16 protein-coding genes and 1 tRNA gene are annotated in these 21,681 nt (G+C 77.1%); 4 read left to right on the forward strand and 13 right to left on the reverse strand.

Going from position 1 to position 21,681, the window contains the following annotated elements; translation table 11 throughout:
• Positions 1-133 precede the first annotated feature (133 nt).
• The 7 genes from WDZ17_RS08055 to clpS form a co-directional block, all read right to left on the reverse strand.
• Complete coding sequence (locus tag WDZ17_RS08055; RefSeq protein WP_339574625.1) at positions 134-1,720, reverse strand: molybdopterin-dependent oxidoreductase; 1,587 nt, start codon at positions 1,718-1,720, stop codon at positions 134-136.
• Between the two features lie 131 nt (positions 1,721-1,851).
• Complete coding sequence (gene rdgB / locus WDZ17_RS08060) at positions 1,852-2,505, reverse strand: RdgB/HAM1 family non-canonical purine NTP pyrophosphatase (protein WP_339574626.1); 654 nt, start codon at positions 2,503-2,505, stop codon at positions 1,852-1,854.
• Positions 2,502-3,314, reverse strand: a complete 813-nt coding sequence (rph, locus tag WDZ17_RS08065; protein WP_339574627.1) for a ribonuclease PH — start codon at positions 3,312-3,314, stop codon at positions 2,502-2,504. Before rph ends, rdgB begins: the two co-directional genes overlap by 4 nt.
• A 53-nt stretch (positions 3,315-3,367) precedes the next feature.
• A complete protein-coding gene (locus WDZ17_RS08070; protein WP_339574628.1) occupies positions 3,368-4,165 on the reverse strand; it encodes an MBL fold metallo-hydrolase in 798 nt (265 codons plus the stop codon).
• Between the two features lie 44 nt (positions 4,166-4,209).
• Positions 4,210-5,052 carry a glutamate racemase gene (murI, locus tag WDZ17_RS08075; protein WP_339574629.1) on the reverse strand — a complete coding sequence of 281 codons (843 nt, stop codon included), beginning with the start codon at positions 5,050-5,052 and terminating at the stop codon, positions 4,210-4,212.
• A 34-nt stretch (positions 5,053-5,086) separates the two neighbouring features.
• Positions 5,087-5,710 carry a DUF2017 domain-containing protein gene (locus WDZ17_RS08080; RefSeq protein ID WP_339574630.1) on the reverse strand — a complete coding sequence of 208 codons (624 nt, stop codon included), beginning with the start codon at positions 5,708-5,710 and terminating at the stop codon, positions 5,087-5,089.
• Between the two features lie 91 nt (positions 5,711-5,801).
• Entirely contained in the window at positions 5,802-6,140 is a 339-nt protein-coding gene (gene clpS / locus WDZ17_RS08085; RefSeq protein ID WP_339574631.1) for an ATP-dependent Clp protease adapter ClpS, read from the reverse strand.
• A 100-nt stretch (positions 6,141-6,240) separates the two neighbouring features.
• On the opposite strand from clpS, the gene WDZ17_RS08090 reads away from it, so the two are divergent.
• Positions 6,241-7,515 carry a nicotinate phosphoribosyltransferase gene (locus tag WDZ17_RS08090; RefSeq protein ID WP_422631895.1) on the forward strand — a complete coding sequence of 425 codons (1,275 nt, stop codon included), beginning with the start codon at positions 6,241-6,243 and terminating at the stop codon, positions 7,513-7,515.
• A 104-nt stretch (positions 7,516-7,619) separates the two neighbouring features.
• Entirely contained in the window at positions 7,620-8,246 is a 627-nt protein-coding gene (locus WDZ17_RS08095; protein ID WP_339574633.1) for an isochorismatase family protein, read from the forward strand.
• A gap of 51 nt (positions 8,247-8,297) precedes the next feature.
• Here WDZ17_RS08095 and WDZ17_RS08100 read toward each other — a convergent pair whose 3' ends face one another.
• The 5 genes from WDZ17_RS08100 to WDZ17_RS08120 form a co-directional block, all read right to left on the reverse strand.
• Positions 8,298-10,667: a HelD family protein gene (locus WDZ17_RS08100; protein ID WP_339574634.1), complete on the reverse strand. Its 2,370-nt coding sequence runs from the start codon at positions 10,665-10,667 to the stop codon at positions 8,298-8,300.
• A gap of 94 nt (positions 10,668-10,761) precedes the next feature.
• The gene (lysA, locus tag WDZ17_RS08105) at positions 10,762-12,180 is read right to left on the reverse strand and encodes a diaminopimelate decarboxylase (protein ID WP_422631896.1); all 1,419 of its coding nucleotides are present in this window, start codon (positions 12,178-12,180) and stop codon (positions 10,762-10,764) included.
• Between the two features lie 8 nt (positions 12,181-12,188).
• Positions 12,189-13,871, reverse strand: a complete 1,683-nt coding sequence (argS, locus tag WDZ17_RS08110) for an arginine--tRNA ligase (RefSeq protein WP_339574636.1) — start codon at positions 13,869-13,871, stop codon at positions 12,189-12,191.
• Between the two features lie 277 nt (positions 13,872-14,148).
• Positions 14,149-14,220 (reverse strand) — tRNA-Arg (locus WDZ17_RS08115).
• 55 nt (positions 14,221-14,275) lie between these two features.
• A complete protein-coding gene (locus WDZ17_RS08120; protein ID WP_339574637.1) occupies positions 14,276-15,727 on the reverse strand; it encodes a GuaB1 family IMP dehydrogenase-related protein in 1,452 nt (483 codons plus the stop codon).
• A gap of 181 nt (positions 15,728-15,908) precedes the next feature.
• Here WDZ17_RS08120 and WDZ17_RS08125 point away from each other — a divergent pair, with 181 nt between their 5' ends.
• On the forward strand, positions 15,909-19,829 hold the full coding sequence (locus tag WDZ17_RS08125; protein WP_422631897.1) for a multifunctional oxoglutarate decarboxylase/oxoglutarate dehydrogenase thiamine pyrophosphate-binding subunit/dihydrolipoyllysine-residue succinyltransferase subunit: 3,921 nt from the start codon (positions 15,909-15,911) through the stop codon (positions 19,827-19,829).
• 140 nt (positions 19,830-19,969) lie between these two features.
• Positions 19,970-20,617 (forward strand): GDSL-type esterase/lipase family protein, encoded by a 648-nt coding sequence (locus tag WDZ17_RS08130; RefSeq protein WP_339574639.1) that lies wholly within the window; start codon positions 19,970-19,972, stop codon positions 20,615-20,617.
• A gap of 55 nt (positions 20,618-20,672) precedes the next feature.
• On the opposite strand, the gene WDZ17_RS08135 is transcribed toward WDZ17_RS08130, so the two are convergent.
• On the reverse strand, positions 20,673-21,644 hold the full coding sequence (locus WDZ17_RS08135) for a zinc-binding dehydrogenase (protein ID WP_339574640.1): 972 nt from the start codon (positions 21,642-21,644) through the stop codon (positions 20,673-20,675).
• Positions 21,645-21,681: the final 37 nt, after the last annotated feature.

Genomic DNA, 21,681 nt, shown 5'->3' on the forward strand with positions numbered 1-21,681 from the left:
ACGGCGCTGGCCGGCCGCCCCCAGGGGCTGCCGGTGACGCTGCGGCACAGAGCGTCCGGCCGCACCTCGACGGACGTCGAGGTGCGGCCGGACGGGTGACGGCGGGTCCCGCGGGGCCGCCGGCGCTGGCCGGTCAGGCCTCGCTGGTGCCGGTCACGGTGATCGAGTGCCAGCCCTCGGCGCCGTCGGGGATCGGGTCGACCCGCTCCTCGCGCTGCGTCATGCCCGTGCTGTCGGTCGCCCGCACCGTGAGCGAGTGCGACCCCTCGGTGAGCTGGTAGCCGAACCGCCACTGGACCCACGTCTGGTCGTTGTACGAGGCGGCGAGCTCGGCCTCCTGCCACTCGCCGTCGTCCACCTGCACCTCGACCTTCGCGATGCCGCGGCCCTGCGCCCACGCGGTGCCGGCGGCGACGGCGTCCCCGACGGGCTGCCGCTCGAGCGGGGTGGGCACCTCGATCCGGCTCGCCGTCTTGATGGGCCCGCGCTCGGACCAGCCGCGGTCGGTCCAGTAGGCCGTCTTCGCGGCGTAGGTGGTCACCTCGAGGTCCACGACCCACTTGGTCGCGGAGACGAAGCCGTAGAGCCCGGGCACGACCATGCGCACGGGGAAGCCGTGCTCGGTCGGCAGCGGCTCGCCGTTCATCTGCACCGCGAGGATCGCGTCGACGTCGTCGTCCGTGAGCGCCTCGAGCGGCGTGGAGGCGGTCCACCCGTCGGCGCTCGTCGAGAGCACCATGTCGGCGCCGCCCGTGGGGCGCGCCCGCGCGAGCAGCTCACGGATCGGCAGGCCCACCCAGCGGGCGTTGCTGATGAGCCGGCCGCCGACCTGGTTGGAGACGCACGTCAGCGTCACCCAGGTCTCCAGCAGCTCGCCCGAGGTCAGCTCGGCGAAGTCGATCTCCACCTCCTCCTCGACCATCCCGTGGATCTTCAACGTCCACGTCGACGGGTCCACCTGGGGGACGGTGAGCGCCGTGTCGATCCGGTAGAACTCCTCGTTCGGCGTCTGCCAGGGCTCGACGCCGTCGACGCCGACGTCGACGGCCTCGGGGACGGGCGGCGCCGTCGTCGCGGGCGCCGGGACGCGCAGCGCCGACCGGGCGGAGGCGACCCCCCGGCTGGCGGCACCGAGGGCGCGACCGCCGACGAAGGAGGCGACGGCGGCCACGCCGGTGATCCCCGCCGCCGTGAGGAAGCCACGACGGGAGGAGCCCTGGGGCCCACGGGCACCACGGGCGGGCAGGCGGTCCAGCAGCAGGTGCAGGGCGACGAGGCCGGCGACGGCGCCGAGCAGGCTCGGCAGCGGGGCGAGGGCCCCGGCGTCGGGCCGGGTGCCGGCGGCGACGGCACCGACCCCGCCGAGGACGATGACGACGGCGTCGCCGAGACGGCGCTGCACCCGGCCCAGGACCCCGGCCGCGACCGCGAGGACCGCGAGGACGAGTCCGATCCCGACGAGGAGCGCCGTCTTGTCGTTGGTCCCGAAGGTGTCGATCGCGAAGTCCTTGAGCCACCCGGGCGTCAGGTCGACGAAGGCATCGCCCACGGCGATCACGGGTGCGGCCGTCGGCGCGAGCAGGGCGGCGAGGACCTGCGCCACGCCGAGGGTCAGGGCGGCGGCGAGGACGCCGGCGAGCGCGGCGAGCGCGACGTCGCCCCGGGACGCGCGGCGACCCTCGGGGCGGGCACCGGGCTGGGCTGGAGCGGACGTGGTCATGCCCCATGTTCGGCCCCACCGCCCCGCCGGATGCCACCCGAGGGCGGCGGCGGCCCCGGACGGCCCACCCCGGCGGCCCACCCCGGCGACCACCCGGCGACCCGGGGTCGCCTCCGCGGGGCGGCCGGAGCTCAGCGCAGCAGGTCCGGGAGCTGCCGGGCCAGGGTGGCGAAGGCGCGGGCGCGGTGGGAGACGGCGTCCTTCTCGTCGGCGCTCATCTCGCCGAGCGTCCGGTCCTCGCCCGCGGGGCGGAAGGCCGGGTCGTAGCCGAAACCGCCGCTGCCACGGGCGGCCCCGGCGAGGACGCCGTCGAGCCGGCCGTGATGGACCACCTCGCGGCCGTCGGGCAGGACGAGGGCTGCGGCGCAGACGAAGGCGGCTCCGCGCTCCTCGACCGGGACGTCGGCGAGCTGCGCCAGCAGCAGGGCGAGGTTCGCGCCGTCGTCGCCGTGCCGCCCGCTCCACCGGGCGCTGAAGACGCCGGGGGCCCCGCCGAGGACGTCGACGGCGATCCCGGAGTCGTCGGCCAGCGCGGGCAGGCCGGTGGCCGCGGCGGCGGCCCGCGCCTTGAGCAGCGCGTTGGCCGCGAAGGTGGTGCCGCTCTCGACGACCTCTCCCGTCGCGGGCAGCGACGGGTCGTCCAGGGCGAGGAGCTGCAGGTGCGGCACGGACCGGCGCAGCATCCCCTGGATCTCGACGGCCTTGTGCGGGTTCCGGGTGGCGAGGACCGCCCGGACGGCGCCGTCGCCGGCGGGAGGGCCGACGGCGCCCGTCGGGCTGCTCACGCGCCGTCCTGCAGGTCGGCGAGCCGGACGGTCGTGCCGGGCGCGGCCGAAAGCGCCGCCTGCTGCAGGCGGGCGAGGTCGACGCACCCGCCGAGCGCGAGGTCGAGCAGGGCGTCGAGCTCGGACCGGCTGAAGGGCTCGCCCTCGGCCGTGCCCTGCACCTCGACGAGACGGCCGTCGGCGGTGGCGACGACGTTGAGGTCCGTGCCCGCCGCCGAGTCCTCGACGTAGTCGAGGTCGAGCACCGCGGCGCCGTCGGACAGGCCCACGCTGACGGCGGACACGCTGCCGCGCAGGGGGTCCCGCTTGACGAGCCCCTCCCCGCGGGCCCACGCGACGGCCTCGGCGAGCGCCGTCCACGCGCCCGTCACGGCGGCCGTGCGGGTGCCGCCGTCGGCCTGCAGCACGTCGCAGTCCAGGACGAGGGTGTTCTCCCCCAGCGCCCGCGTGTCGACGACGGCGCGCAGCGAGCGCCCCACGAGGCGAGAGATCTCGTGCGTGCGCCCACCGACCTTGCCGCGCACCGACTCCCGGTCGCTGCGGGTGCTCGTCGCGCGCGGCAGCATGGCGTACTCGGCCGTCACCCACCCCTGCCCCGAGCCCTTGCGCCAGCGCGGCACGCCCTCGGTGAGCGAGGCCGTGCAGAGCACCCGGGTGCGGCCGTACTCGACGAGGACGCTGCCCTCGCCGGCGTCCTGCCAGCGCCGGGTGACCCGGACGTCGCGGAGCGCGTCGGGGGCCCGGCCGTCGTGCCGTCGGCCCCCGCGGGAGGGGCCGTCGGGAGCGGTGGTGGCAGCGGGGGGCGTCATGGCCGCGACCCTACGAGGGCCCCGCGGCGGACGCGCCCGACGGCCGGCGGGGCTCAGACCTCGACGACGAGCCCCGGCCGCGCCAGCGCGACCGGACCCCCGTAGCCGCCGGCGGCGGCGTCGGCGAGCACGACGTCGGGGTCGTTCCACGGGGGCAGGTGCGTCAGCAGGAGCCGGCCGACGCCCGCACCGTCGGCCAGCTCGGCCGCGCGCCGCCCCGTGAGGTGCACGCCGCGGGCCGCGTCCCTGCCCTCCTGGAACGCCGCCTCGGCGAGCAGCAGGTCGGCGCCGCGGGCGAGCACGTCCACCGCGGGGCAGGAGTCGGTGTCCCCCGTGTAGACGAGCACCCGCCCGGTGGCGACCTCGCGCACCCGCAGCGCGTAGGCCTCCCCGGGGTGGCGCGCCGGGGCCACCTCGACGGCCAGCGGGCCCAGGCGCACGACCTCCCCCGTGCGCCACGGGCGGACGTCGAGGCTCGCGGCGATCCCCGCGGCCTCGCCCGCGCCGTAGGCAGCAGCCAGCTGCTCGCCCGTGGCCGCGGGCCCGTGCACCGGCAGCGGCCGCCCGGTGCCGCGCGGGCGGCGGGGGTCGTAGGTGCGGGCGACGTGCAGGCCGCAGAGGTCGAGGCAGTGGTCCGGGTGCAGGTGCGACAGGAGGACGGCGTCGAGCTCGTCGAGGTCGACGCAGCGCTGCAGGGGGCCGAGGGCACCGCTGCCGAGGTCGAGCAGGACGTGCCACGTACGCGCCGGGCCGCCGTCGTCGGCCGCCCCGTCCGCCTCGACCAGGTAGCAGGACGCCGCGGAGGACGGCCCCGGCAGGGACCCGGAGCAGCCGACGACGGTCAGGCGCACGAGGAGCCCCCGTCCGTCCCGTGCCCGCGTGCCACGGCTCGTCCTCAGCGGCGCGCCGGCGCGCCCAGCACGCCCCCGGCGGTCGGCGTGAGCAGGCCCGCGCTCTCCGCGAGCGCCACCTCGGGTCCGAGGAAGCGGCGTGCGAGCGCCGTGAAGGTCTCCGGGTCACCGGTCGTGAGGAATCGGTGCTCGGGCGGCGCGCCGCCCGGGGGCCGCTCGAGGCCGGCCTCCACGAGGGTGCGGTAGACCTCCTGGGCCGTCTCCTCGGCGCTGCTCACCAGGCTCACGCCCGGGCCCATGACGAGCGAGAGCACGCCGGTGAGGAGCGGGTAGTGCGTGCAGCCGAGCACGAGCACGTCGACGTCCGCCTCCTGCAGCGGCGCCAGGGCGCGGCGGGCCTCGGCCAGGAGCTCCGGGCCGGTCGTCGTCCCGGCCTCGACGAACTCCACGAAGCGCGGGACGGCGCGCGTGGTCACGCGCAGGAGCGGCGCGGCGGCGAAGGCGTCCTCGTAGGCGCGCGACGTCGCGGTCGCCTGGGTGCAGATCACCCCGACGCGCCCGGAGCGCGTCGTCGCCGACGCCCGGCGGACGGCCGGTCGGATCACCTCGACGACGGGGACGCCGTAGCGCTCCCGGGCGTCGTGCAGGACGGCGGCGCTGGCGCTGTTGCAGGCGATGACGAGGAGCTTGACGCCCCGGTCGACCATCTCGTCGAGGCACTCGAGGGCGTAGCGGCGGACCTCGGCGATCGGACGCGGTCCGTAGGGCTGGCGGGCGGTGTCCCCGACGTAGAGGACCGGCTCGTCGGGGAGCTGGTCGAGCACGGCGCGGGCGACGGTCAGGCCGCCGAACCCCGAGTCGAAGATGCCGATCGGGTCGTCCACCACCCCTGCAGGGTAGGCCCGGCCGGCCGGGCCCGCCTCAACGCCGGGCCGGGCCGCCGCCCGCGGGCAGGTCGCGCAGCAGCACGTCGGCGAGCCCCTCCTGGAGCCACGTGAGGAAGTCGTAGAGCGCCGCCGCGTGGGCGGCCGGGTCGTCCTCGGCGGCCTGCGCCGCGCGCAGCGCGACGAGGGCCGCGTCGTCGTCGGTCTCCAGGCCGAGACGCTGGGCCAGGACGAGGCGCACGTCCGTCAGGGCCGTCAGCCAGGCGCGGGCCTCGTCGTCGTCGAGGAGCAGCGGGGCCGGGCGGCGCAGCGTCGCGACGGCGCGCTCCAGGGCCGACCGCTTGCGGGCCGCGATGCCCCGCTGGGCGAAGCGCCGGAAGTCCGCGGCGGCCTCGTCGTCGTCCCGGCTCCCCGGCGGCAGCAGCCGCGCCAGCGCAGGGTCGTCCGGGACGCGGCCGTCCCCGCCCTCGAGGTCGCGGGCCAGCGCGGCGAGCGGGTCCTCCTCGGCGTCGGACGCCACCTCGTCGGAGGGTCCGGTCGCCGCCTCCTGCGAGCGCAGCATCTGCGCGACCTCGGCCAGCAGGTCGGCGAGCAGCCCGGCCTCCTCCGGCTCCAGGCCGGCCGTGATGCCGCGGCGGGTGCGGCGGAAGCGCCGGGCCATGCGTGCCTCCTCGCGGGTCTGCGGGCCCACCCGGGGGCTCGGCCCCGGCGGGTCGCCGCGCGGGCCGGCCGGTCGCCGGCGGGCAGGTCGGTCAGGTGTCGTGGGAGAACGTGGCCCACAGGCCGAAGCCGTGCATCGCCTCGACGTCGCGCTCCATCTCCTCCAGCGACCCCGTCGAGACGACCGCCCGGCCGGCCTCGTGCACGTCGTGCATGAGCTCCTCCGCCTTCGCCCGCGAGTAGCCGAAGTAGCTCTGGAACACGTACGTGACGTACGACATGAGGTTGACCGGGTCGTTCCACACGATGGTGACCCAGGGCCGCTGCGTCGCCACCTCCTCGGCGGCGGCCGGCGCCTCCGCCTCGGCGGGGGCGGCGGTGGCCCGCCAGGCCGGCGCCGCGGGCGAGGACGCCGTCAGCCGTGCGCTCACGGGGCCCACTGTAGGTCCGTGCCGCCGCCCCGCGGCGCCCCGCCGCTAGGGTCGCCCGGTGGCGACCGCAGCGCTGCTCACCGACCGCTACGAGCTGACGATGCTCCAGGCGGCGCTCGCCGACGGGACGGCGTCGCGCCGCAGCGTCTTCGAGGTCTTCGCCCGCCGGCTGCCCGACGGACGTCGTTACGGCGTCGTGGCCGGGACCGGCCGGCTGCTGGAGCTGCTGCCCGACCTCCGCTTCGACGACGAGGCGCTCGGGTGGCTCGCCCGCGAGGGCGTCGTCGACGAGCGGACCTGCGAGCACCTCGCCGGCTGGCGCTTCACCGGGGACGTCGACGGCTACCCGGAGGGCGAGGTCTACGTCCCCGGCTCGCCGCTGCTCACGGTGCGGGGCACCTTCGCCGAGGCCGTCGTCCTGGAGACGCTCGTCCTGTCGGTCCTCAACCACGACAGCGCCGTGGCCGCCGCGGCCTCCCGCATGACGTCCGCGGCCGACGGGCGGCCCTGCCTGGAGATGGGGTCCCGGCGCACGCACGAGGAGGCGGCCGTGGCCGCCGCCCGCGCCGCGGCCGTCGCGGGCTTCGCCGGGACGTCGAACCTCGAGGCGGGACGCCGCTACGGCCTGCCGACGATCGGCACCTCCGCGCACGCCTTCACCCTCCTGCACGACGACGAGGACGCCGCCTTCGCCGCCCAGGTCGCCGCGCTCGGGCCCTCGACGACCCTGCTCGTCGACACCTACGACGTGGCGGCGGCGGTCGAGCGGGCCGTCGCCCTCGCCGGGCCCGGGCTGGGCGCCGTGCGCCTGGACTCGGGCGACCTCGGCGAGCTGGCGCACGACACCCGGCGGCAGCTGGACCGGCTCGGCGCCACCGGCACGCGGATCACCGTGACGAGCGACCTCGACGAGCACGCCATCGCGGCGCTCGGCACGGCGCCGGTGGACAGCTACGGCGTCGGCACGAGCCTCGTCACGGGCAGCGGCGCGCCGACGGCGGGGCTCGTCTACAAGATGGTGGCCCGCGAGGACGCGGGCGGCGACCTGCGCGGCGTCGCCAAGGCGAGCCGGCACAAGGAGGGCGTCGCGGGCGCCAAGCGCGCCTGGCGCGAGGTCTCCGGGGGCGTGGCGAGCGCCGAGGTCCTCGTCGTCGAGGGCGACGGCGGCGCCCCCGAGGTGCCGGGGGCGCGCCCCGTCCAGGTGGCGCTCGTGCGCGGCGGCGAGGTCGTCGCCGAGGGCGCCACGGGCCCGCAGGGCGTGCGCCGCGCCGCCGCGCGGCACGGCGAGGCCCGCGCGGAGCTCCCGGCCGACGCCCGCCGGCTGCAGCGCGGCGAGCCGTGCCTGCCGACGCACGTCCTCGGCGCCCGGGCCTGACCCCCGCCCGCCGCGGGTGGTCGCCGCCGTCGCCCGGGGGGAACCTGGCCCCGGCACCGGCACCGGCCCCCCTCGACCCCGAGGGCCCCGCCCGAGGAGGACCCATGGACGCGACCACCGACCCGACGAGCCCCGCGGCGGCACCGGCGACGGGCGCGGCCCCCGCCGCCCGCGCCCGGGCGCTCGTCGTCGTGGACGTGCAGGTCGACTTCTGCGAGGGCGGGGCCCTCGCCGTCGAGGGCGGGTCGGCCGTGGCGGCTGCCGTCACCCGGCACGTCCGCGAGCACGCCGACGACTACGCCGCCGTCGTCGCGACGCAGGACTGGCACGTCGACCCGGGCGCCCACTTCAGCGACCGGCCCGACTTCGTGCGCAGCTGGCCGGTGCACTGCGTCGCCGGCACCGAGGGCGCCCGCGCCCACCCCGCCCTCGACCTCTCGCTCGCGCAGGAGGTCTTCCGCAAGGGCCGCTACGACGACGGCTACTCGGGCTTCGAGGGCGAGGGGTCGGACGGGCGCGACCTGGCCACGTGGCTGCGCAGCCACGCGGTCACGGAGGTGGACGTCGTCGGCCTCGCCACGGACCACTGCGTGCGGGCGACGGCCCTGTCCGCCGCGGCGGAGGGCTTCGGCACGCGGGTGCTGCTGCCCCTGACGGCCGGGGTGTCCCCGGCGACGACCGACGCCGCCCTGGCGGACCTGCGCGCCGCCGGGGTCGAGCTCGTCGGCTGACGCGGCGGGCCTCCTCGCCGGCCGGGGCGGCGGCCCCGCGTGGGCGCCGGCTCAGGCGGCGCCCGTGATCGCCCCCGCGAGGTCGGCGTCCAGGCCGGCCGGCGCGAGGACGTGCAGCCGCTGCGTGGGACGCGTCATCGCGACGTAGAGGTCGTGCGCCCCCGCACGGGGGTCCTCGGCGTCCGGCCCGCCGAGGACGCCCGCCGGGTCGAGGAGGACGACGGCGTCGAACTCGAGCCCCTTGGACTCGGCCACGGTCATCACCGCCACCGGCCGGTCCAGCGCCCCGGCCCCGGTCGCGACCGGCAGCGGGGTGCCGTCGGGCCCGGCGACCGCCTCCCCCAGCGCCCCGGCGGCCTCGGCCAGGCGCCCCGGCGGGACGAGGACGGCGAGCCGCCCTCCCGCGGTGCGTGCCGCCTCGTCCTCCACGACGGCGCGCAGCAGCGTCGCGCGCTCCGCGGCGGCGTCCGGCAGCGTCGTCAGGACGGGCGGCCCCTCGCCCTCCCGGACCGACGTCGGCGTGCGGCCGGGGGCCCCGGTGACGGCGAGCACCGCCGCGGCGGCGTCCATCACCTGCCGCGGCGTGCGGTAGTTGACGGTCAGCTCCTCCAGGCGCCAGCGGCCCGCCGCGAAGGGGTCGAGCACCTCGCCCCAGGTCGAGGCGCCCGCGGCGGAGCGCGTCTGGGCGAGGTCGCCGACGACCGTCATCGAGCGGCTCGGGCACCGGCGCACGAGCAGCCGCCACATCATCGGGGACAGCTCCTGCGCCTCGTCGACGACGACGTGCCCGAACGTCCACGTGCGGTCCTGCGCGGCGCGCTCGGCCACCGTCAGCGCCGGGCCGCCGAGGTCGCTCTGGCGGGCGGCCAGGTCCTCGGCCGAGGCGGTGAAGCCCTCGACCGAGGTCTCCCCCGCCCCCGAGTCCAGCACCTCCCGCGCGAGCGAGAGGGCCTCCTCGCGCCGGCGGTCGTCCGCCCGCGCCGCCGCGGCGCTCGCCCCCGTCTCGTCGTCGCCGAGGACCTCGGCGGCCTCGTCGAGCAGCGGCACGTCGTCGACGGTCCACGGGTCGCCGGGCTCCCGGAGCAGCAGCGCCTGCTCCGGCGCCGACAGGAGGCCCTCGGCGGCCTCCGCGAGACGGTGCGGGCGGGTGAGCAGGTCGCCGACGAGCTTCTGCGGGGACATCGGCATCCACGCGAGGTTGAGCGCGACGCGGACGTCGCGCGAGGCCCGCAGGTCCGCGACGACGCCCGGCCGGTCCTCGGGCTCCAGCCGGTTGCCCTGCGCCCGGGCCACGCCGTCCGCGAGGTGCAGCAGCAGGTCGCGGACGAAGCCCGTCCGCGCCTCGTTGTGCGGCTGGCCCGAGCCGCGGGCCCGCTCGCGCGCCCGCGCCACCGCCCGCGGCGTCAGCGTGACGGCCGTGCCCTCCACGTCGAGGCGCTGCGGGCGGTCGGGCACGCGCTGGCGTGCCGCCACCGCGCGCCGCAGCACCTCCAGCCAGCGGTCGTCCCCCTTCAGGCGGGCCACGGCCGGGCGGTCGGACCCGCGCGCGTCGACGCCGGGGAACAGCTGGCCCGCGGTCGAGGTGAGCACGCCGTTCTCCCCGAGGGAGGGCAGCACCTGCTCGATGTAGCGCAGGAAGACCGGGCTCGGCCCGACGACGAGGACGCCGCTGCGCGCCAGGCGCTCCCGGTGGGCGTAGAGCAGGAAGGCCGCGCGGTGCAGGGCGACGGCGGTCTTGCCCGTCCCCGGGCCGCCCTGGACGACGAGGACGCCGTCCGCGGGCGAGCGGATGACGGCGTCCTGCTCGGCCTGGATGGTCGCGACGATGTCGCCCATCCGGCCCGTGCGCTGGGCGCCGAGCGCACTCATCAGCGCGCCCTCGCCGCCGAGGGCCTCGAGCCCGAGGTCGTCGAGGCCCTCGGCGTCGAGCACGTCGTCCTCCAGGCCGGCCACGGAGCGCCCGCGCAGGGACAGGTGCCGGCGCCGGACGACGCCGCCGGGGCGGGCCGCCGTCGCCTGGTAGAAGGGCTCGGAGGCGGGCGCGCGCCAGTCCACGAGCAGGCGCTGCTGCGCGGTGTCGGCCAGGCCGAGGCGGCCGACGTAGCGGCGCTCGCCGCCGGCCAGGTCGAGCCGCCCGAACACGAGCCGCTCCTCGACGGCGTCGAGCTGCGCGAGGCGCCCCTCGTGCAGCGCGGCGAACGAGTCGCGCTCCGAGCGGTTCTGGTGGGTGCCCGTGGTCTCCGAGCGCCGGACGGCGACGAGCTCTGCCCTCGTGCGACGGCGGAGGTCGTCCAGCCGGGCGTAGCGCTCCTCGACGGCCTCCTGCTCGCGCCCCCTCTCGCGCTCGCGGGCGACGTCGCGCCCGGACCGGTCGTCGTCCTGGCCGGTGGGGCCGCTCTCGGGTCCGGCGGTGGCGGTCATGGCGGGGAGCTCCTGGTCCGGTGGCGGGCGCGGTGGTGCCCGGGCGGGCACGGCGTGGTGGTGCCGGGGCGCCGCAGGCCCCCCGGCCTCGTCGTCAGCCCACGTCGAGGGCGAGCAGGTCCTCCTCGGTCTCGCGGCGCAGGAGCACGCGCGAGGCGCCCCCCGCCACGGCGACGACCGGGGGACGGGGCACGTGGTTGTACTGGCTGGCCAGGCTGCGGCAGTACGCGCCCGTCCCGGGCACCGCCACCAGGTCGCCGGGCCCGAGGTCGGCGGGCAGGAACTCGTCGAGGACGACGACGTCCCCGCTCTCGCAGTGCTTCCCGACGACCCGGGACAGCAGCGGGGCGGCGTCCGAGCGCCGGGACGCGAGCGTCGCCGAGTAGTCCGCGCTGTAGAGCGCGGCCCGCACGTTGTCGCTCATGCCGCCGTCCACCGCCACGTAGCGCCGCGAGGCGCCGCCGTCGAGCGCGACGTCCTTCGTCGTCCCGGCCGTGTAGAGCGTGAAGGTGCTGGGGCCGACGACGGCGCGGCCGGGCTCGACCGAGACGCGCGGGACGTCGACCCCCTCGGCGGCGCAGGCCGCGGCGACGACGCGCGCCATCCCGGCGGCGAGCTCGCGGGCCGGCAGCGGCTGGTGCTGGGTCGTGTAGGCCATCCCGAAGCCGCCGCCGAGGTCGACCTCGGGCAGGCGGACGCCGTGCTCGCGCTGGACCTGCGCGTGCAGGCGCAGCAGCCGGCGCGCGGCGACCTCGAAGCCCTCGACGTCGAAGATCTGCGACCCGATATGGGAGTGCAGCCCCCGCAGCTCGAGCTCGGGCCGGGCGAGGACGGCCGCGGCCGCCGCCGCCGCCTCGCCGCCCGCCAGCGGGACGCCGAACTTCTGGTCCTCGTGCGCCGTCGCGATGTAGGAGTGCGTGTGCGCCTCGACGCCGACGGTCACGCGCAGCAGCACGGGCGCCCGGACCCCGAGGCGGCCCGCGATCCCGGCGACCCGGTCGACCTCCTGGCGGGAGTCGAGGACCACTCGTCCCACGCCCGCGGCGAGCGCCCGCTCGACCTCGGCGTCGGACTTGTTGTTGCCGTGCAGCGCCATCCGCGCGGGGTCGGTGCCGGCGCGCAGGCCCACGGCCAGCTCGCCCCCCGTGCACGTCTCCAGCAGCATCCCCTCCTCGGCGACCCAGCGGGCGACCGCCGTGCACAGGAAGGCCTTGCCGGCGTAGTAGACGTCGGCGCCGCCGCAGAGGCCGGCGAAGGCGTCGTCGAAGGCGCTCACCCACTCCCGGGCCCGGGCGCGCAGGTCCTCCTCGTCGACGACGTAGGCGGGCGTGCCGTGCTCGGCGGCCAGCGCCGTCACCGGCACGCCGCCGACCTGCAGCGCACCGTCCGGCCCGCGGCGCACCGTGCGCGCCCACAGCCCGTCGACCAGGGCGTTGACGTCTCCCGGCACCGCGAGCCAGCCCGGCCCGCCGTAGCCCTCGGCGTGCAGGGCGCCGGCCTCGTGCGCGCGCAGGGGCGGGCTCACATCCGCTCCGGCGCGCCGACGCCGAGCAGGCCCAGCCCCGAGGCGAGGACCGTGCGCACCGCCTCGGCCAGCCACAGCCGGGTGCGGTGGAGGTCGGTGACCTCCTCCTCCCCCTGCGGGGCGACCCGGCACTCGTCGTACCACTTGTGGAACGCGCCGGCGAGGACCTCGAGGTGCCGCGCGACGCGGTGCGGCTCCCGCAGCTCGGCGGCCTGCTCGACCACCCGGGGGTGCTCGCCGAGGGCCGCCAGCACGGCCTGCTCCGTGGGGTGGGTCAGCAGCGACGGGTCGAAGCCGTCCTCGCGCCGCACCCCGGACGCCTCGGCGTTGCGGGCGACGCCGCACGTACGGGCGTGCGCGTACTGCACGTAGAACACGGGGTTCTCGGTGGTCCGGCGGGTGAGGACGTCGAGGTCGATGTCGATCGTCTGGTCGACCGAGCTGCGGGACAGCGCGTAGCGCGCGGCGTCGACGCCGACCGCCTCGACGAGGTCCTCCAGCGTGACGACCGTGCCGTTGCGCTTGCTCATCCGCACCGGCTCCCCGTCGCGGACGAGGCTGACCATCTGCCCGATGAGCACCTCGACGACCGCCGGGTCGTCGCCGAAGGCCGCGGCGGCCGCCTTGAGCCGGCTGACGTACCCGTGGTGGTCGGCCCCGAGCATGTAGATGCAGAGGTCGGCGCCGCGCGCGCGCTTGTCCCGCAGGTAGGCCAGGTCGCCCGCGACGTAGGCGGGCTGCCCGTCGGACTTGATGACGACGCGGTCCTTGTCGTCGCCGTGGTCGGTCGAGCGCAGCCACCACGCGCCGTCCGCCTCGTACAGGCTGCCCGAGGCCTTGAGCTGCTCCACCGCCCGCTCGACGGCTCCCGAGGAGTGCAGCGAGTCCTCGTGGAACCACACGTCGAAGTCGACGCCGAAGTCGTGCAGGTCCCGCTTGATCTCGGCGAACATGAGGTCGACGCCGTCGCGGCGGAAGACCTCCTGCGCCTGCTCCTCGGGCATCGCGAGGAGGTCCTGGCCCCGGGCGGACGCCGCCGCGACGACGTGGTCCGCGATGTCGCCGACGTAGGCGCCGCCGTACCCGTCCTCGGGCGCCGGGCGCCCGTGCGCCCGGGCCAGCAGCGACCGCGCGAAGCGGTCGATCTGCGCGCCGTGGTCGTTGAAGTAGTACTCGCGCACGACGTCCGCCCCCGTGGCGGCGAGCACGCGCGCCAGGGCGTCGCCGACGGCGCCCCACCGGGCCCCGCCGAGGTGCACCGGGCCGGTGGGGTTGGCGGAGATGAACTCGAGGTTGATGCACGTGCCCGCGCGCACCGTGCTCGTGCCGTAGGTAGCACCCGCCTCCACGACGGCCCGGGCCAGCACGCCGGCGGCGGAGGCGGACAGCACGACGTTGAGGAAGCCCGGCCCGGCGACGTCGACGCCCTCGACGCCCTCCACGGCGGCGAGGCGGGCCGCGAGCGCCCCGGCGAGGTCGCGCGGCGCGACGCCACCGCGCCTCGCCAGCTGCAGGGCGACGTTCGTCGCCCAGTCCCCGTGCTCGCGGCTGCGGGGGCGCTCGACACGCACCTGCTCGGGGACGTCGCCGGCGGTCAGCGACCCCACGGCGGGGTCACGCTCCTCGACCGCCCGGAGCAGGCAGGTGCGGACCGCGGCGGAGAGCTGGTCGGGAGTCACGGCGCTCGAGTCTAGGAGGCCGACGAGGGGGCCCCGACGAGCAGCAGGCCCCGACGGGCCGACGACGAGCAGGCCCCCGACGAGCAGGCCCGCGACGAGCAGCGGGGGGGGGGGGGGGGGGGGGGGGGGGGGGGGGGGGGGGGGGGGGGGGGGGGGGGGGGGGGGGGGGGGGGGGGGGGGGGGGGGGGGGGGGGGGGGGGNCCGACGAGCAGGCCCGCGACGAGCAGCGGCGCGGGTGCCGGTCCTCGTCAGGACCGCCACCCGCGCCGCACGCGCGTGCCCCCGGCAGGATTCGAACCTGCGCCCCCGCCTCCGGAGGGCGGTGCTCTATCCCCTGAGCTACGGGGGCTCGGGGACGGCGCGACACTACCCCACCCGACCCGGTGCGACGGCGCGGCAGGCGCTCACCAGCCCGTCGGCAGCGGCCGGCCCTCCTCGTACCCGGAGGGCGACTGGACGCCGACGACGGCGCGCTCGCGCAGCTCGGCGAGGGTGCGGGCGCCCGCGTAGGTGCAGGCGCTGCGCACCCCGGCGGTGATCTGGTCGAGCAGGTCCTCCACGCCCGGGCGGGCGGGGTCGAGCAGCATCCGCGAGCTGGAGATGCCCTCCTCGAAGAGGGCCTTGCGCGCCCGGCCGAGCGCCGACTCCTCCCGGGTGCGGTGGGCGACCGCGCGCGAGGAGGCCATGCCGAAGCTCTCCTTGTAGCTGCGGCCCCGCTCGTCGACGAGCAGGTCCCCCGGGCTCTCGTGGGTGCCGGCGAACCACGACCCGACCATCACCGACGACGCCCCGGCGGCGAGCGCGAGCGCGACGTCCCGGGGGTGGCGCACGCCGCCGTCGGCCCACACGCCGGCCCCCAGCTCGCGGGCCGCGGCGGCGCACTCCAGGACGGCGGAGAACTGCGGCCGCCCGACGCCGGTCATCATCCGCGTCGTGCACATGGCGCCGGGGCCGACCCCGACCTTGACGACGTCGGCCCCGGCCCCGACGAGGTCGCGCACGCCCTCGGCGGTGACGACGTTGCCCGCGACGACCGGGACACCGGGGTCGAGCGCCCGGACGGCCCGCAGCGCGTCGAGCATCTTGTCCTGGTGGCCGTGCGCGGTGTCGACGACCAGCACGTCCGCGCCGGCGTGCAGCAGCGCCGAGGCGCTGCCGGCGACGTCACCGTTGACGCCGAGCGCCGCCCCGACCCGCAGCCGGCCGGCGGCGTCGACCGCGGGCGCGTAGAGGGCCGAGCGGATGCACCCCAGCCGGGTCATGGCGCCGGCGAGCACGCCGCCGGAGACCACGGGGGCGAAGGACCGCCGGGCGGCGTCGAGGACGGCGAAGGCCCGGTCCAGGCCGCCGGGGCCCTGGACGTCCTCGGCGTCGAGGACGAGCGGGTCGCGCGTCATCACCTGGTCCAGGGAGGTGAAGCGGTCCACGCCCTCGCAGTCCGACGCCGTGACGACACCGACCGGCCGCCGCCCCGCGTCCACGACGACGAGGGCGCCGTGCGCCCGCTTGGGCAGCAGGTGGAGGGCGTCGACGACGCGGTCCGACGGGGTGGCGACGATGGGGGTCTCCAGCACCGTCCCCCGGGCCTTGACCCACGCGACGACGTCGGCGACGACGTCCAGCGGCACGTCCTGGGGCACGACCGCCAGCCCGCCGCGACGGGCGACGGTCTCGGCCATCCGCCGGCCCGAGACGGCCGTCATGTTCGCGACGACGAGCGGGACGGTCGTGCCGACGCCGTCGTCGGTCGACAGGTCCACCTCCGTGCGGGAGGCGACGGACGAGCGCCCCGGGACGAGGAACACGTCGTTGTAGGTGAGGTCGTGGCCGGGGGCCGAGCCGTCGAGGAAGCGCACGGCGCGCCAGCGTAGGGGCGGGTCCCGACGTCGGCCGCGGGCCGGGGGCCAGGCACTACGCTGGCCCGGCCGGCGCCGGCGCAGCGCACCCGATCCGTGGAAGAGGGCGATCCCCACCGTGTCCCAGCAGGAGACCACCAGCGCAGGACCCAGCGCGGGAGGGGGCGACGAGCTGGGCCCGGTGCCCGGCAGCGCCTCCGGCTTCGGTCCCAACGCCTGGCTCGTGGACGAGCTGCACGAGCGCTACCTCGAGGACCACGACTCGGTGGACCCGGCCTGGCGCGACTTCTTCGAGGACTACACCCCCGGCGCCGGGGGCGGCCCCGAGCAGGCCCCTGCGGGCGACGACCCGGACGCCACGGCCGACACCGCCCCCCGGCAGGACGGCGACGCCGGCACGGCCGCCGCCGAGGGCACGGGCAGCGCCGCGGACGGGGCCGACGCCGAGGGCGCCGGGCCCTCCTCCGCCCCCGCGCCGGAGGCCTCGCACGCGCCGTCCGCGGCGCAGGAGGCCGCCGGGGCGGACGCCCCCGCACCGGCGCCCGCGACCGCGGGGGCCTCCGCCGCGGGGCAGACGCCCCCGCGCGACCGGGACCCGCAGGACGCCCGGTCGGAGAAGCAGTCGGAGAAGGGGTCGGCGAAGGGGTCGGCGAAGGGGTCGACCGGCAGCAGGGCGCCGGAGCAGCGGCGGTCGCCCGAGCAGGCGCCGACCCCGCAGGAGCGCCAGGACGAGACCACGCGGCTGCGCGGTCCCGCCGCGCGGGTCGTCACCAACATGGAGGCGAGCCTGGAGGTCCCGACCGCCACGAGCGTGCGCGCCGTGCCGGCCAAGGCCCTCGTCGACAACCGCATCGTCATCAACTCCAACCTCGCCCGGGCCCGGGGCGGCAAGGTGTCCTTCACCCACCTCATCGGCTACGCCCTCGTCGAGGCCCTGGCCGAGATGCCGTCGATGAACACCGCCTACACGGTGCAGGACGGCAAGCCGGCGGTCGTGCAGCCCGCGCACGTCGGGCTCGGGATCGCCATCGACCTGGCGAAGGACGACGGCACCCGCCAGCTCCTCGTCCCCGCGGTGAAGCCGGCGGAGACGATGGACTTCGCCCAGTTCTGGGCCGCCTACGAGGACGTGGTCAGGCGCGCCCGCACCGGGAAGCTCGGTGTCGCCGACTTCTCCGGCGTGACGATGTCCCTGACCAACCCGGGCACCATCGGCACCGTCCACTCCGTCCCCCGGCTGGTCAAGGGGCAGGGCGCGATCATCGGCGTCGGCGCCATGGACTACCCCGCCGAGTACCAGGGGGCGTCCGAGGACACCATCGCGAGGCTCGGCGTCAGCAAGGTCATGACGCTGACGTCCACGTACGACCACCGGATCATCCAGGGCGCCCAGTCGGGGGAGTTCCTGCGCGTCGTCCACCAGAAGCTGCTCGGCCTGGACGGCTTCTACGACCGCGTCTTCTCCGCCCTGCACATCCCCTACGAGCCGGTGCGCTGGGTGCAGGACACGAGCATCCGCGACCAGGTCGACGTGGGGCGGGTCAGCCGGGTCGTCGAGCTCATCCACGCCTACCGCGTGCGCGGCCACCTGATGGCGGACACCGACCCCCTGGAGTACCGGCAGCGGCGGCACCCGGACCTCGACGTCCAGACGCACGGGCTCACGCTGTGGGACCTCGACCGGGAGTTCCCGACCGGGGGCTTCGGCGACGGCCGCCTCATGAAGCTCCGGGACATCCTCGGCGTGCTGCGCGACTCCTACTGCCGCACCACGGGCATCGAGTACATGCACATCCAGGACCCGGAGCAGCGCGCCTGGGTGCAGGAGCACGTCGAGGGGCCCTACACCAAGCCGGACCGCTCCGAGCAGCTGCGGATCCTCGGCCGCCTCAACGCGGCCGAGGCCTTCGAGACCTTCCTGCAGACCAAGTTCGTCGGGCAGAAGCGCTTCAGCCTCGAGGGCGGGGAGTCGGTGATCCCGCTGCTCGACGCGCTGCTGTCCGAGGCCGCCGAGGCCGGGCACCCCGAGGTGTGCGTCGGCATGGCGCACCGTGGTCGCCTCAACGTGCTGACGAACATCGCGGGCAAGAGCTACGGGCAGGTCTTCCGCGAGTTCGAGGGCAGCGCCGTGCCGGGCAGCGTGCAGGGCTCCGGCGACGTGAAGTACCACCTCGGCACCGAGGGGCGCTTCACGTCCGCGACGGGGGCCTCGACCAAGGTGTACCTCGCGGCCAACCCCTCCCACCTGGAGGCCGTCGACCCGGTCCTCGAGGGCGTCGCCCGGGCCAAGCAGGACCGGATCGACCTCGGCGGCACGGCGTTCCCCGTCCTGCCGGTGCTGCTGCACGGGGACGCGGCGTTCGCCGGCCAGGGGGTCGTGGCGGAGACGCTCAACCTCTCGCAGCTGCGCGGCTACCGCACCGGCGGCACCGTCCACGTCGTCATCAACAACCAGGTGGGCTTCACGACGGCGCCCGCCAGCTCCCGCTCGTCGTACTACTCGACGGACGTCGGACGGATGATCCAGGCGCCGATCCTGCACGTGAACGGCGACGACCCCGAGGCGTGCGTGCGCGCGGCCCGGCTGGCGTTCGCCTTCCGGGAGCGGTTCGAGAAGGACGTCGTCATCGACCTCGTGTGCTACCGGCGCCGCGGTCACAACGAGGGCGACGACCCCTCGATGACCCAGCCGCTCATGTACGGCCTCATCGAGGCCAAGCGGAGCGTGCGCAAGCTCTACACCGAGGCGCTCATCGGCCGGGGCGACATCACCGTCGAGGAGGCGGAGCAGGCGCTGCGGGACTACCAGGGCGAGCTGGAGCGCGCGTTCGCGGAGACGAAGGAGACCCCGGCCGAGGGGGGCAGCCGCTCGGACGACGGCCCCGACGGCCCCGGGGGGCTCGAGCGCCCGTCCGCGCAGCAGGACGACCGCGTGGTGCGCACCGGCGCCACGGGCGTCGACGCCGCGGTCCTGGAGCGCATCGGCACGGCGCACACCAGCCCGCCCGAGGGGTTCACCGTCCACCCCAAGCTCCAGGCGCTCCTCGAGCGGCGCGAGCAGATGTCCCGTGAGGGCGGGGTCGACTGGGGGTACGGCGAGCTGCTCGCGTTCGGCTCCCTGCTGATGGAGGGCGTGCCCGTCCGGCTCGCCGGCCAGGACTCGCGCCGGGGCACCTTCACCCAGCGCCACGCGGTCCTGCACGACCGCGAGACCGGCCAGGAGTGGACCCCCCTGCGCTCGCTGTCCTCGGACCAGGGACGTTTCTGGGTCTACGACTCGCTGCTCAGCGAGTTCGCGGCGATGGGCTTCGAGTACGGCTACTCGGTGGAGCGCCCGGACGCCCTGGTGCTGTGGGAGGCGCAGTTCGGCGACTTCGCCAACGGGGCGCAGTCGGTCGTCGACGAGTTCATCTCCTGCTCGGAGCAGAAGTGGGGCCAGCGCTCGTCGGTCGTGCTCCTGCTGCCGCACGGCTACGAGGGCCAGGGCCCGGACCACTCCTCCGGACGCATCGAGCGGTTCCTGCAGATGTGCGCCGAGGACAACATGACGGTGGCGATGCCCTCGACGCCGGCGTCCTACTTCCACCTGCTGCGCCGCCAGGCCTACGCCCGGCCGCGCCGCCCGCTCGTCGTCTTCACGCCGAAGTCGATGCTGCGCCTCAAGGCCGCCGCGAGCGCGGTGGAGGACTTCACGTCGGGCGCCTTCCGGCCCGTCGTCGGCGACGAACGGCTGCCGGGGCCGGCCGACGGCGTCGACCGGGTGCTGCTGTGCAGCGGGAAGGTCTCCTGGGACCTGGAGGCCGCCCGGGCCAAGCGCGAGGACGTGCGCACCGCCGTCGTGCGGGTCGAGCAGATGTACCCGGTGGACCTCGACGGGTACCGCGCGGCCCTGGAGCCCTACGGCGACGCCGAGCTCGTCTGGGTCCAGGAGGAGCCCGCGAACCAGGGGTCCTGGCCGTTCGTGGCCCTCGAGGTCGCCCCGCGGCTCGGCCGCAGCATCCGCCCGGTGACCCGGCCGGCGTCGGCGGCGCCCGCCACCGGCTCCAGCCGCAAGCACGCGGCCGAGCAGGCCGACCTCGTGGAGCGCGCCTTCGCCCGCTGAGCGGTGGCCCGCCGGCGGTCCGGGGCGACGCTCCCCCGGGCCCCGGCACGAGACCTCTCGACGCCGCGGGGCGACCGCCGCACGACCGCACCCCGGTACCACCCGGCACCAATCACCGACGACGACGACAGCGAGGACGCGTGAGCACTGCGACCCCCGACCACCTGGACGCCTTCCCGGGGCGCCGCGTCTGCGTGCTCGGGGACGCCCTGGTCGCCGGGGTCGGCGACCCGCGGGCGATGGGCTGGACGGGCCGCGTCGCCGCCCGCACCCCCGACGACGACGGACCGACGACGGTCTTCCCCCTCGGCGTGCCCGGTGAGGGCACGGCGGGGCTGCTGGAGCGGTGGGTCCCCGAGACCTCCCGCCGTTTCGCGCCGGGGGCGGAGAACCGCCTCGTCGTCGGGCTCGGGGGCGCCGACCTGGACGCCGGCTTGACGCTCGCCCGCAGCCGCCTCAACCTCGCCAACGTCCTCGACGAGGCCGCGTCCAGGGGATTGCCCGTGCTCGTCGTCGGCCCCGCCCCCGGGGCCGAGCCGGGGCACGGCGCCGGCCACTCGCGCAACGACGACCTGGCGGAGCTCGCCGACGCCTTCGCCGACGTCTGCGCGCGGCGGGCGGTCCGCTACGTGGACTGCTTCGACCCGCTGGTGCAGCACGAGCAGTGGCACGCGGACCTCGCCGCGGGCGACGGCGTGCACCCCGGGCAGGCCGGCTACGGGCTCCTCGCGTGGCTGGTCCTGCACGGCGGCTGGCGCCCCTGGCTCGGCCTGCCCGACGAGGCCTGAGGTCCGGCCGGCGCCGCGCCCGCGCGCCCGGCGCCGGCCGGGCCGGCTGCTCCGCTCAGCCGCCGGGCCGCAGCACGACCTTGCCGAAGAGGTCGCCGGCCGCCATCGCGGCGAAGCCCTCCGCCGCGCGGTCCAGCGGCAGCTCGCGGTCGATGACCGGTCGCGCGCCCGTGGTGACGAGCAGGTCGAGGAGCCGGACGAGCTCGTCCCGGGTACCCATCGTCGAGCCGACGACCCGGAGCCCGAGGAAGAAGACCCGCTGCAGCTCGGCGCTCGGCGCCGGGCCCGACGTCGCCCCCGCGACGACCACCGTGCCACCGGGTCGCAGCGAGCGCAGCGAGTGGGCCCAGGTCGCCTCCCCGACCGTCTCCATGACGGCGTCGACCTTGTGCGGCAGCCGCTCCCCCGGGGCGAAGGCCGCGTCCGCGCCCAGCGCCTGCGCGCGCTCCCGCTTGCTCCCGCTGCGGCTCGTGACCCAGACCCGGTACCCGGTCGCCCGCCCGAGCACGACGAGGGCGGTGGCGACACCGCCTCCCGCCCCCTGGACGAGCACCGTGGAGCCGGGCGCCGCGCCGGACTGCGTCACGAGCATCCGGTAGGCGGTCAGCCACGCCGTCGGCAGGCACGCCGCCTCGGCGGCCGTGAGCCCCGGCGGCCGGGGCACGACGTTGCGCGCCGGCACGACGACCTCCTCGGCGAGGGTCCCGGCGTACCGCTCGGACAGCAGCGAGCGCCCCGGGTCGAGGGTGTCGTCGCCGGTCCAGCCGGGGCTGGTGACCACGGCGTGGACGACGACGTCGCGTCCCTGCTCGTCGGTACCGGCGCCGTCGCAGCCGAGGACCATCGGCAGCCGGTCGTCGGGCAGGCCGACGCCGCGCAGGCTCCAGAGGTCGTGGTGGTTGAGCGACGCCGCCTCGAGCCGCACGCGCACCCAGCCGTCCGGCACCTCGGGGGCGGGGCGCTGCCCCACCTCCAGCGCGGAGAGCGGGTCGGTGGCGGACGTCCGGACGGCGGAGGCGGCGAGCACCTCGCCACGCTAGGGCGCCGGGGCCGCCGCCGCAGGG

Source organism: Pseudokineococcus basanitobsidens (assembly GCF_037482545.1).
In the GTDB taxonomy this organism is placed as follows: Bacteria; Actinomycetota; Actinomycetes; order Actinomycetales; family Quadrisphaeraceae; genus Pseudokineococcus; species Pseudokineococcus basanitobsidens.

What these genes read in the sequence shown, in the direction of transcription:
- WDZ17_RS08055 (WP_339574625.1), bottom strand. Translation starts at nt 1,720, where the DNA reads ATGACCACGTCCGCTCCAGCCCAGCCCGGTGCCCGCCCCGAGGGTCGC.
- rph (WP_339574627.1), bottom strand. Translation starts at nt 3,314, where the DNA reads ATGACGCCCCCCGCTGCCACCACCGCTCCCGACGGCCCCTCCCGCGGG.
- WDZ17_RS08080 (WP_339574630.1), bottom strand. Translation starts at nt 5,710, where the DNA reads ATGGCCCGGCGCTTCCGCCGCACCCGCCGCGGCATCACGGCCGGCCTG.
- WDZ17_RS08090 (WP_422631895.1), top strand. Translation starts at nt 6,241, where the DNA reads ATGCTCCAGGCGGCGCTCGCCGACGGGACGGCGTCGCGCCGCAGCGTC.
- WDZ17_RS08095 (WP_339574633.1), top strand. Translation starts at nt 7,620, where the DNA reads ATGGACGCGACCACCGACCCGACGAGCCCCGCGGCGGCACCGGCGACG.
- WDZ17_RS08100 (WP_339574634.1), bottom strand. Translation starts at nt 10,667, where the DNA reads ATGACCGCCACCGCCGGACCCGAGAGCGGCCCCACCGGCCAGGACGAC.